Genomic DNA, 11,589 nt, shown 5'->3' on the forward strand with positions numbered 1-11,589 from the left:
AATCGTAAGACGGTAACTTAAGTAACACATTTGGATTTTTTCTTTTAATATTTGGCTGCAGCCAAAAAATATCTGCCCAGAATAATACCTTTGCCAAAAATCAGTAGCAATGCTTAATGTTCATGATCTTTCTGTTTCATTTCAGGGAGAATATTTGTTTGATGGAGTAACCTTTAGACTGGGCGATGGTGATCGCGTAGGACTTATAGGTAAAAATGGTGCCGGAAAATCTACAATGTTGCGTATTCTTTCTAAAGAGCAAGAATATGATACAGGCCAGATCGCGACAGATAAAGAGACGACTATAGGTTTCTTGAAGCAGGATATTGATTTTGTAGAAGGGCGCACCGTTCTTGAAGAATCTTATCAAGCCTTTGAGCAGATCAAGCATCTTGAAGCGCAGTTAGAGGAAATTAATACTCAGCTGGCAACGCGCACAGACTATGAAAGTGAGGGTTATAATGACTTGATGATCTCGCTTAACGATGTGCAACATCAATATGAAATTCACGGCGGTTATAATTATCAAGGAGACACAGAGCGTATTCTGTTAGGTCTGGGTTTTAAGCGTGAAGATTTTGATAAGTTGACAGATACTTTTTCTGGAGGTTGGCGTATGCGTATTGAACTTGCAAAACTGCTACTTCAGGATAATGATATTCTACTTCTGGACGAGCCTACAAATCACCTTGATATTGAATCTATCATTTGGTTAGAAAGCTTCTTGCGCAATTATCGCGGCGCGGTAATGATTGTATCTCACGATAAGATGTTTCTAGATAACGTTACGAATCGCACTATTGAGATCTCCTTGGGTAAAGCTTACGATTATGCTAAGCCGTATTCAGAATATCTTGTGTTGCGCAAAGACATTAAAGAAAAACAACTTGCTGCTCATAAGAATCAGCAGAAGGAAATAGAGCGCACAGAAAAGCTGGTTGAGAAATTTAGGGCGAAAGCCTCAAAAGCCAGTATGGCGCAATCGCTGATCAAGAAGCTTGATAAAATGGAGCTTATTGAGGTAGATGAAGATGATAATAGTGTGATGACTTTAAACTTTCCGGTTTCTGTGGTGCCGGGTAAAGTTGTGGTTGAAGCAGATGATATCACAAAGAATTATGGCGATAAGCAAGTGCTTAATAACATTGATCTTCTTATTGAGCGCGATAGTAAAACAGCATTTGTAGGTCAAAATGGTCAAGGAAAAAGTACACTGGCTAAGATCATCGTAGGTGAGATAAAATATCAAGGTGAACTTAAGCTTGGTCATAATGTGCAAATAGGGTATTTCGCGCAAAATCAAGCCGAATATCTGGATGGTAGTAAAACCGTTCTTGACACCATGATCGATGCGGCAAATGAGAAAAACCGCAGTAAAGTGCGTGATATTCTTGGTGCATTCTTGTTTAGAGGCGAGGAAGTAGATAAATACGTGCGAGTGCTCTCTGGTGGTGAGCGTAATAGGTTGGCTTTAGCCAAAATGATGCTACAACCCTTCAACGTGCTTGTAATGGATGAGCCTACAAACCACCTTGATATAAAGTCTAAGAACGTTTTAAAAGACGCTCTGAATCGTTTTGAGGGAACTTTAATATTAGTTTCTCACGATAGAGATTTTCTTCAAGGACTTACAAATGTGGTTTATGAGTTTAAAGATCATAAGATCAAAGAATATCTGGGCGATATAGATTTTTATCTTGAGCAGCGCGCGATCACAAACCTTAGAGATGTTGAGAAGGTTGAAAAAAAGGTCGAGAAGGTTGTTGAGAAAGAAAAACCAAAGGCTTCTTACGAAGATCAGCGCAAGCAAAAATCACTTTCTAACAAGTTAAGTAAAGTGGAGTCTGAGATACAAAAGCTTGAAAAAGAGATCAAAGAAATAGATGTGCAGCTGCAAGTGAATTATGAAGAAACTGTCGCGCAATTAAACTTCTTTGATAAATACCAGTCTAAGAAAAAGCGCCTGGAGAAATTAATGCATGAATGGGAAGAGATATCAGAATCATTAGAGTCTCTTTAATTCTTTAGTTTTTAATCATCAGTTGCGCGCAATCTTGTAGATATTTTTACAATTTTTGCATTAACCAATCAATATCAATGCGCAAAACTATTCTTTACATTATCGCTGTTGTGTTTATTCTAGCTGCAGCGGTAGCTACTTATTTTATCTGGAACAGAGTTGAAGAAAAACCTCAACAATTAAACAAAGTCGTTAAAACTGTTTTTGTTGAAAATGTTCAAAACGGTAGCGTTCCTATCATTATTCCTGCAAACGGTAACCTTGTTGCAAAAAACAGATTAGAACTTTATGCTGAAGTTCAGGGAGTTTTTAGAAACAGTGCTCATGCATTTAAACCAGGTCAACAATACAATAGAGGCGAGACGCTTTTAAATCTTGACGCTTCAGAATATTATGCAAGCGTACAATCTGCTAAAAGTGAGTTGTATAATCTTGTGACTTCTATCATGCCAGATCTTAGATTAGATTATCCTGAGATCTACCCAAAATGGCAAGCGTATCTTAATAATTTTGATATAAATAAAGGAACACCTGCACTTCCAGAAGCTTCTACAGAGAAGGAGAAATACTTCATTACTGGTCGTGGGATTTATAGTTCATATTACAATATTAAAAACCTAGAACAGCGTTTAGGTAAATATCGCATCACCGCACCTTTTAGCGGAGTGCTAACAGAAGCGCTTGTTACTAGAGGAACTTTAGTTCGCTCTGGGCAAAAGCTAGGGGAATTCATCGATACTTCGGTTTTTGAACTGGAAGTGGCGATTAGCAAAAGTTTCAGTGATCTTCTTAAAGTAGGAGAGAAGGTAATGCTTTCAGACCTTGATGGTATTCGTAATTACCAAGGAGTGGTTTCGCGTGTAAACGCAAGAGTTAATCAAAGTACTCAAACCATTCAAGTTTTTATCGAGGTTAAGGGCTATGACGACCTTAAAGAAGGCATGTATCTTGAAGCACAGCTTGAAGCTAAAAACGAAGAAAATGCAATAAGAATTCCGCGTAAGCTACTTGTGGATAATTCTAAAGTATACATTGTTAAAGACAGTATTCTTGATCTTATTGATGTAAACACTGTTTATTTTTCTGATAAAGATGTTGTGGTAAAAGGTGTGCCTGATGGTACACAACTACTTTCAAGATCTGTTCCTGGATCTTTTGCAGGCATGCCTGTAAAGGTTTATGAAGAGAAGTCGCAGTCACAATCACAGCAAAAATCATAACGAATGCGCAAGATTATTGAGTATTTTATACGTTATGAGGTTGCGGTAAACATCGTGATCTTAGCTTTTCTTTGTTTTGGTGTTGTGGGGATCTTCAGGATGCAATCTTCATTTTTCCCGCTGCAAGAATCAGAGATCATTAACATTAGTGTTACTTATCCTGGTGCTGCTCCTCAAGAGATAGAAGAAGGTATTATTCTTAAAATAGAAGATAACCTTAAAGGCCTTGTAGGTATTGAGCGTGTAACTTCTACTTCGCGTGAAAATGGCGGTAGTGTTACTGTAGAGGTTGATGATGACGAAGATATTGATGTAATGCTTAGCGAAATTAAGAATGCGGTAGACCGTGTTCCTAGTTTTCCTTCTGGGATGGAGCCGCTGGTTGTGGCTAAGCAAGAAGCAACACGTCCTACCATTGGTTTCGCCGTGAGCGGTAAAGGCGTGAGTCTATCAAGTTTAAAGCAGATCGCTCGTCAGATAGAGTTTGATCTTCGTGCGATGGACGGGATTTCTCAAATTGAGATCTCTGGTTATCCTGATGAGGAGATCGAGATCGCTGTACGCGAAAACGACTTGCTTGCATACGGGCTTACCTTCAGCGATGTGGCAAACGCCGTCTCGAGAGCAAATATTCTTACCACCGGTGGAAACATCAAAACAGAAGCCGAAGATTATTTAATACGAGCAAACAACAGGTCGTATTACGGTAACGAACTCAATTATCTTGTGGTTCGTGCAAATCCTGATGGTACAACCGTGCGTCTAGAAGATGTTGCAGAGATCAGAGATCGTTTTTCTGAGAATCCCAATGCGTCTTACTTTAATGGTAATCTTGCTGTAAATGTTGAGATAAGTAATACAAATAGTGAAGATCTTTTGGCTTCCGCCGAAAAGGTAAATGAATATATTGAAGATTTTAATGAAAGACACACAGGAGTACATCTCGATGTAGTTTTTGATTCTTCAATACGATTACACCAAAGAACGAATTTGCTTGTTGTAAACGGTATTCAAGGGATTCTTTTGGTACTGTTCTTCCTGTCGTTATTCTTAAATACGCGTTTAGCATTTTGGGTTGCCGCAGGTATTCCTGTAGCATTTTTAGGAATGTTCATTTTTGCAAGCGGATTTGATGTTACGATAAATGTACTTTCACTCTTCGGGATGATCATTGTGATAGGTATTCTGGTGGATGACGGTATTGTAATATCAGAAAATATCTATCAGCATTACGAGATGGGTAAAAGTCCCATACGAGCTGCAATTGATGGGACACTAGAGGTGATCCCGCCTATTGTTTCGGCAATTATTACAACGGTTCTTGCATTCTCTACTTTCTTATTTCTGGATAGTAGGATAGGTAAATTCTTTAGTGAAGTCTCTGTCGTGGTGATTCTCACACTTGTAGTTTCGCTAGTAGAAGCATTGATAATTCTTCCTGCTCACATTGCGCATTCTAAAGCATTAATGGTTGAGTCTAAAGAAGACATCGCAAAGAAAAAAGGTCTCAATAAGTTTTTCTACAACATGCGTAGAATTAACGAGGTGGGAGACCGTATCATGCAGTGGCTGCGTGATAATATTTACAGCCCTATGTTGCGTTTTACGCTGAATAATAGATTTCTTTCATTCTCAGTTCTGCTAGGACTTTTAATGATCACGATCGCATCTATTAACGGTAATGTTGTAAGAGTTACATTATTCCCTGCAATTGCCAGTGATCAGGTGAGTATTGATCTTTTAATGCCAGAGGGTACAAACCCAGAAATTACTGATAGCATTATCAGCATGGTAGAAGATGCTGCATGGCGAGTGAATGATGAGTACACAGCAAAGCAAACCGGCAATCTTCAGGTGGTAGAAAATATTATAAAACGTGTAGGCCCTGGTAATAACAAAGCTTCGCTTAGAGTAAACCTGCTTCCAGGTGAGTCGCGAGATTTTAGTTCGCCAGATATTACAAACAGCATTCGTGACGAGGTAGGGCCAGTCTTTGGGGTTGAGCGTCTTACGTTTGGGTCTGGTGGTAATTTTGGCGGAAGCCCAATATCTGTAGCTCTGCTAGGTAACAATACAGAGGAACTTGAGGCTGCTAAAGAAGAACTTAAAGCCATTTTTGAGGCAAATCCTGTTCTTAAGGATGTGACAGATACAGATCCGCTTGGGATAAAAGAAATTCGTATTGAACTTAAAGATTATGCTTACGCTTTGGGTCTTAATCTTAATGCGGTGATGAGCCAAGTTCGCGCAGGATTCTTCGGTTTGCAAGCGCAGCGTTTTCAGCGTGGGCAGGATGAGATTCGTGTGTGGGTGCGTTATGACAGGAAGGATCGTAGCTCGATAAATGATCTTGATGAGATGCGTATTATTACTCCAGATGGTAATCGTGTGCCTTTCGGCGAAATAGCCTCTTACAGCATTGAGCGTGGCGACGAATCTATTAGTCACCTTGATGGTAAACGCGAGATACAGGTAAACGCAGATATGGAAGATCCTAATGGAAGTTCTACTGAAATTCTTGAAGATATTCGCTTAAATGTGATGCCAGATCTATTGTCAAAATACCCAACACTTACCGTTTCTTATGAAGGTCAAAACCGCGAAGCCGAAAAGTTAGAGCGCTCTGCAAACGAGGTGATCTGGGTGGTTTTATTCTTGATCTATGCAACGATCGCATTTACATTTAGATCCTATAGCCAACCATTAATGTTGATCTTGATGATACCTTTTAGTGTAATTGGTGTGGCGTGGGGTCATTACATTCATGGCTTCCCGATCAACGTTCTTTCTGCGCTTGGTATTATCGCTTTGATAGGGATCATGGTAAATGATGGACTTGTGCTTATTGGTAAATTCAATAGTTATTTGCGGGAAGGTGTTAAGTTTCAGGATGCGCTTTACGAAGCAGGAAGAGCGCGTTTTAGAGCGATTTTCTTGACTTCGTTAACAACTATCGCTGGTCTTGCTCCTTTATTGATGGAAAAGAGTAGACAAGCACAATTCTTAAAACCTATGGCGATCTCTATTTCTTACGGTATAGCTGTAGCAACTATTCTTACTTTATTGATGTTGCCGTTATTGCTTTCGGTAAGTAATACGATCAAGACTAAAGTGCATTGGCTTAAAACAGGAAATAAGATAGAAAGAGAAGATGTTGAACGTGCGATCAAAGAGCAAAAAAATGAAGAGCATGAAAAATAGTCTTACGATGAAACAAAATAGCTTGTTCTTCTTTTTATGTTTTGTAGTAGTCTTTTTCGCGCAAGCGCAAGAAAAGCTTACTAAAGAAGAAGCGATCGCGATCACGCTTGAAGAGAATTATGATATTGAGATAGCAACTAACGATCTTGAAGTTGCAGAGAATAATGCCAGTGTTTTGAATTCTGGTTATTTGCCGCAGGTTTATGGATCAGCTGGAGCAAATTATGATATCCAGAATAGATTGCAGCAAAGAAACGGTCAGGAGGCTACAGAGCTTAAAGATGCCGAGTCTAAGGCCTACAACGCTTCATTGAATTTAGAATATACATTGTTTGATGGTTTGGGCAGATTGTATAATTACAAGCGTCTGCAAGAATCGTATAACCTCACCGGTTTGCAGGTTCGTGAAACCATTGAGAATACGGTTTTGCAATTATTCTCAGTCTATTTTGAAGTGGCGCGTTTAACAGAAAACGTACAAATTCTTGAAGAAACAATTGAAACTTCGCGCAACAGAGTTACGCGTTCAGAGTATGCTTTTGACTTTGGTCAAGCTACCGGTCTTGAGGTGCTTAATGCACGTGTAGATGTTACGAATGATAGTATTGCGCTGCTTAATGCAAGACAACAATTAAAAAACACAAAGCGTGATCTTAATGTTGTGATGGGTAGAGATATGGAAACTGGTTTTAGTGTTGATACGCTGGTTTCATTTATTCCTGCGCTTACGCTAAAAACTTACCTCGACGAGTCATTGCAGAACAACGTGAATATATTGCAAAGCGAATCTAATATCCAACTTAGTGAATTTGACATTAAAGTCTCAAAAAGCGGCTATTTACCTACTGTGGGCTTGATAGGTTCTTACGGCTGGAATAAGAATATTAGTCCGCCTAACCCTATTTTTAATGCTCCAGGAAGTACATCGCGAGTTACAGGCTTGTCTGCAGGTGTTAACCTGCGTTGGAATCTCTTTGACGGTGGTGGAACGATAAACTCCGTTCGCAACGCTAAGATCAATAAAGAAAGTAGTCTTCTTGCAAAGGAGCAGGTGAAGCTTAATATTCAAAGAGATATTGCAAATGCTTGGGGTAATTATCAGAACTCGCTTGAGGTTTATGAGATCCAAGAGCAAAATGTGATCACGAATCAAAATAATTTTGAGCGTTCTGAAGAGCGTTTTAAAATAGGCCAGATCACTTCTATTGAGTACAGACAAGCTCAAATTAATCTCATTAACGCAAAGACGAATAAAAATCTAGCGAAGTATGATGCTAAACTAGCCGAGCTTCAATTGTTGCAATTAGTTGGTCAACTGCTTAATGTAGAATTTTAATGATAGAACACTATTTTCAATGTCCGTATTGCTGGGAAGAGATCAGTATGTTACTTGATCCATCAGTATCTACAACGTACATTGAAGATTGTGAGATATGCTGTAATCCTATTGAAGTTTCATATTCTTTTTCAGATGGCGAACTTGAAACTTTTCAGGCAAACAGTATTGAACAGTAAATGTAAGATTAACTTGTATAAATTATTGAAAAACAGTCAATTAACATTTTTTTAAGAATCACGTTTTAAAACTCGATTAAATACTTTTCTACTTTAGAGAGAGCCTTAAGTAAGGCATAAAAAATCTCTCGCTATGTTAATCGATACCTTTAAATTCTCTGATAGTGTTTTTGGTTTTATAATAAATTCTTCAATTGATTCTAGAAATTTAGGAGAGCTAGAATTTAAGATAGATGAGGTTTTAAATTTACCTAAAAAAATAAGTATTTACATAGAAGAAGGAGAACAAGGAGATGTAGCTTATTCGACCTTAATACAGCACTTTAAGTGGAAGTTGAAACATAAAAATAGTTTTGATAGAATCGCATTTGTCTCTAATAATTCGGTTTTAAAATTGCTTGTTAAGATTGAAACTTGGTTTTTAATTAAAGCGAAGACTAAAACCTTTGATAGAAAACAAAGAGCTACAGCTTTGTCTTGGGTGAGTTTAGTTTAAGCTTTAGTCTTACCGCTGCTGGTCATTGTGTTTAATAGTCCTTGTTTTAAACACAGCCATAAGAAGTTAAAAACAGACTTACTTTTGTTTCTGCTTACGTCGCTTTCGCCTAAGCGATAACCCATATCGCCAGCTTCTTCACTATCTTTCTTGATAAAGAGATTTGCAATGGTGGAGATCAACCATTTTTTCTTTTTCTTCTCATTAAGTACGCTCACCTTAAAATCGTCATATTTCATTTTCATGTTAATATGCCCGGTGTTATCGTTGCCGCTAATGGTAAAATAAGCCTCGTTAAGCGTACCTTCTAGCTCAACGTTTGAGTTAGGAGTGATAAAACTATTTAATTGATCAGCGGGCAGGTTTGTGACGCTTCCGTCAAAATTAAAAACCTCGGCAGTGTTATTAATGTCAAACGCCCACTTGGCATCAACCTTGCCATGTCCCATAAAAGTAGAACTGATCGTCAAAGCCGTTCTTTTTTCGCCTTTAGCATACATATTTCCCACATCAGTAGCAGTGACATACATATTTGTGAAAGCCAGTTCGCCAGCATTTTCGCTTGTTTTTACCTTCTCAAAATAGGTGAGAGACGCATTTTTGATCTTCATAGTGTTGATCATTAGGTTAAACGGCAACTTTCTTAAAGCTTCGCTGTATAATGCTTTGCGCGAAAAGTCGTCTGCCACGCGCTTGTCTCTATAAATAGCAGCTCTTACATTTTGTAATTCTAGATCATTTGCTGTGATATTGCTTCGGTCATTCTCAATATTCCAATCTAGATTTTTAAAATCAACCTGCGGCATGATGATATTGTAGTGATCGCGCTCTTTAGAAATGATTTTAGACAAAGTCTCTCGTGAATATTTTGTTTTGATCTGAAGATCTTTCAGAGATAGATCATGATCTTCAAAAACAAGATTGCCTATCCTCAGATCATCAAAATCGTTCATCCTTAAAAACACCGAGTCTGTCTGTATTTTTTCTATCTCATAGCGCACAGGTAAACCTTTGTTCTTGTCATTTACAGTGTGTATGTTTTTCGCTTTAAGCGAAAAATCTTTTACCGTGATATAGGTAGAATCTTTGTGATCATCATAAACCGAAATTGTAGAGGGCTGGATGATAAACGCGTCTATGAGAATGGTTTTTTGATCTTTGTTGTTGTTCTTTTTGCTCGAAGTATCTTGACTCTTTTTTGCGGGTTTATGCAGTACAAAATCACTTTGCGAGATCTCTATTTCACTAAAGTGAATGACATCTTCTTTTAAAAATTCAGAATAGCTTAGGCCTTTTAAAGCGATATTTTGAGTAGAATATCTGTTTTTTGGAAGACTGTCGTGTGCTTGATGATCAATAATTACATCGTCTAGGCTAATATTTCCTAGCCAAGAATTAATATCAAGCGAGGAGTATTGCAATTTTATCTCATCTGGCAATTTATTTTTAAGAGCATCTTCAATCTTACTCTTTATATAAATATTAAATCCTATGCCAGCTGCAACGACAACAATGACAAGGGTTAAGCCAGCGATGAGAATTTTTTTCATATACCTAAAAATAGTGACTAGAAATCCGTTTTGTGTTATTAAAAGCATAATGTTGCATCTGCGATAAAAAATATTTTCATTTTTCTTGTGAGAAGTCTAAAAGGGTTGTATATTTGCCGTCCAATAAATCGCGGGATAGAGCAGTAGGTAGCTCGTCGGGCTCATAACCCGAAGGTCACAGGTTCGAGTCCTGTTCCCGCTACAAGAAAAGCCCTTGAGAAATCAAGGGCTTTTATTATTTTGTGGGTTGTAAAAACAATCTCATGAAATCAACCTTCACTTTTTATTCTCTATCTGTTTTATTGTGTTTTTCATTTTTTGGCTACAGCCAAAAAACAAAAACTATAACACTTGCAGATCCCACGATATTTTTAAACGACGGCACGTATTATCTATATGGCACTGGCGCGCCAAATGGTTTTAGAGCATATACCTCTCAAGATCTTGAACATTGGCAAAAGTTAGAAAATGCATCTGGTTTGGCTTTGCAAAAGGGCGATGCATATGGCGATAAGGGATTCTGGGCGCCACAGATTTTTGAGTACAATGGTAAATTCTACATGGCGTACACTGCGAATGAGCAGATAGCCATCGCGAGTAGCGATAGTCCTGCAGGACCGTTTACACAGAAAAATAAAATCGCAATACCATCAGAAGAAAGGATGATCGATCCATTTGTTTACTTCGCAGAAGATGGCAAAATTTATCTTTATCATGTGCGCGTGGCAAACGGTGGAAATCGAATTTTTGTAGCTGAGTTAAACGATGATCTTTCGGAGATAAAAGATGAGACGCTCACACAATGTATAGAAGCTACAGACAAGTGGGAAAATACCGAAAATAGCGGCTGGACTGTTACAGAAGGGCCAACGATCGTAAAGCGCAACGGACTTTACTACATGCTTTACAGTGCAAATGACTTTAGAAATAAAGACTACGCTGTGGGCTATGCAACTTCAAAAAGTTTAACCGGGCCATGGGAAAAGGTAGCTTTTAATCCGGTGCTTGTTCGAGATATGCTGGGTGAAGATGGCACTGGTCATGGAGATCTTTTTACAGGAGAAGATGGCCAACTTTATTATGTTCTTCATACCCACAATTCTTCAGAAAAGGTGAGTCCTAGAAAAACGGCTTTGATCAAAGTTCATTTTGAAACTCAAAAGAACAATAGTCCTGACAAGCTTGTTTTTGAGATGGATAGCTTCAGGTTTTTGACGGTAGAAGAGTAGAGGAGCACTTTGTTGCGTTGATTTTTTATTTATCTTCATTGCAGCGAAAACGATTTCTTTTTTAATTATTTGGCTGCAGCCAAATAAAAACAACCATCTATGAAGCCAAAATCTAAGGCAAAAGCCTACTGGAAAGAGAATTTAAAATATTTGGTCATACTGCTCTCGATCTGGTTTTTGGTGAGCTACGGATGCGGAATTCTATTTAAAGACGCTTTGAATGAAATCAAGTTGGGCGGATTTCAATTAGGATTTTGGTTTGCGCAGCAAGGATCGATCTACGTCTTTGTGATTCTCATTTTTATCTACGTCCGGTTAATGAACAAGTTGGATAAGAAATACGGTTACGATAAATAAA

At 38.2% G+C, this 11,589-nt stretch carries 9 protein-coding genes and 1 tRNA gene; 9 read left to right on the forward strand and 1 reads right to left on the reverse strand.

Going from position 1 to position 11,589, the window contains the following annotated elements; translation table 11 throughout:
- Positions 1 to 109 precede the first annotated feature (109 nt).
- The 6 genes from ACZ5L8_RS00545 to ACZ5L8_RS00570 all read left to right on the forward strand — a co-directional run bounded on the left by ACZ5L8_RS00545 (position 110) and on the right by ACZ5L8_RS00570 (position 8,452).
- On the forward strand, positions 110 to 2,020 hold the full coding sequence (locus ACZ5L8_RS00545; protein WP_462599424.1) for an ABC-F family ATP-binding cassette domain-containing protein: 1,911 nt from the start codon (positions 110 to 112) through the stop codon (positions 2,018 to 2,020).
- 77 nt (positions 2,021 to 2,097) lie between these two features.
- Complete coding sequence (locus ACZ5L8_RS00550) at positions 2,098 to 3,240, forward strand: efflux RND transporter periplasmic adaptor subunit (RefSeq protein ID WP_464438982.1); 1,143 nt, start codon at positions 2,098 to 2,100, stop codon at positions 3,238 to 3,240.
- A gap of 3 nt (positions 3,241 to 3,243) precedes the next feature.
- A complete protein-coding gene (locus ACZ5L8_RS00555; RefSeq protein WP_464438984.1) occupies positions 3,244 to 6,441 on the forward strand; it encodes an efflux RND transporter permease subunit in 3,198 nt (1,065 codons plus the stop codon).
- Positions 6,431 to 7,777, forward strand: a complete 1,347-nt coding sequence (locus ACZ5L8_RS00560; protein WP_464438986.1) for a TolC family protein — start codon at positions 6,431 to 6,433, stop codon at positions 7,775 to 7,777. Before ACZ5L8_RS00555 ends, ACZ5L8_RS00560 begins: the two co-directional genes overlap by 11 nt.
- Positions 7,777 to 7,956 carry a zinc ribbon domain-containing protein gene (locus ACZ5L8_RS00565; RefSeq protein WP_462599421.1) on the forward strand — a complete coding sequence of 60 codons (180 nt, stop codon included), beginning with the start codon at positions 7,777 to 7,779 and terminating at the stop codon, positions 7,954 to 7,956. Before ACZ5L8_RS00560 ends, ACZ5L8_RS00565 begins: the two co-directional genes overlap by 1 nt.
- 133 nt (positions 7,957 to 8,089) lie before the next feature.
- Entirely contained in the window at positions 8,090 to 8,452 is a 363-nt protein-coding gene (locus tag ACZ5L8_RS00570; RefSeq protein WP_464438988.1) for a SpoIIAA family protein, read from the forward strand.
- Here the strand turns inward: ACZ5L8_RS00570 and ACZ5L8_RS00575 are convergent.
- Positions 8,449 to 10,002, reverse strand: a complete 1,554-nt coding sequence (locus tag ACZ5L8_RS00575; RefSeq protein WP_464438989.1) for an AsmA family protein — start codon at positions 10,000 to 10,002, stop codon at positions 8,449 to 8,451. The two genes, ACZ5L8_RS00570 and ACZ5L8_RS00575, sit on opposite strands and share 4 nt — an antisense overlap.
- Before the next feature lie 129 nt (positions 10,003 to 10,131).
- Here ACZ5L8_RS00575 and ACZ5L8_RS00580 point away from each other — a divergent pair.
- The 3 genes from ACZ5L8_RS00580 to ACZ5L8_RS00590 all read left to right on the forward strand — a co-directional run bounded on the left by ACZ5L8_RS00580 (position 10,132) and on the right by ACZ5L8_RS00590 (position 11,588).
- Positions 10,132 to 10,204: transfer RNA gene (locus tag ACZ5L8_RS00580), tRNA-Met, on the forward strand.
- 61 nt (positions 10,205 to 10,265) lie between these two features.
- The gene (locus tag ACZ5L8_RS00585; RefSeq protein ID WP_464438990.1) at positions 10,266 to 11,231 is read left to right on the forward strand and encodes a glycoside hydrolase family 43 protein; all 966 of its coding nucleotides are present in this window, start codon (positions 10,266 to 10,268) and stop codon (positions 11,229 to 11,231) included.
- Between the two features lie 99 nt (positions 11,232 to 11,330).
- Positions 11,331 to 11,588, forward strand: coding sequence for a DUF4212 domain-containing protein (locus ACZ5L8_RS00590; protein ID WP_464438991.1), 258 nt, complete (start codon positions 11,331 to 11,333; stop codon positions 11,586 to 11,588).
- The last annotated feature ends 1 nt before the right edge of the window (position 11,589 follow it).

The sequence above is a fragment of the Leeuwenhoekiella obamensis genome, from assembly GCF_055391795.1.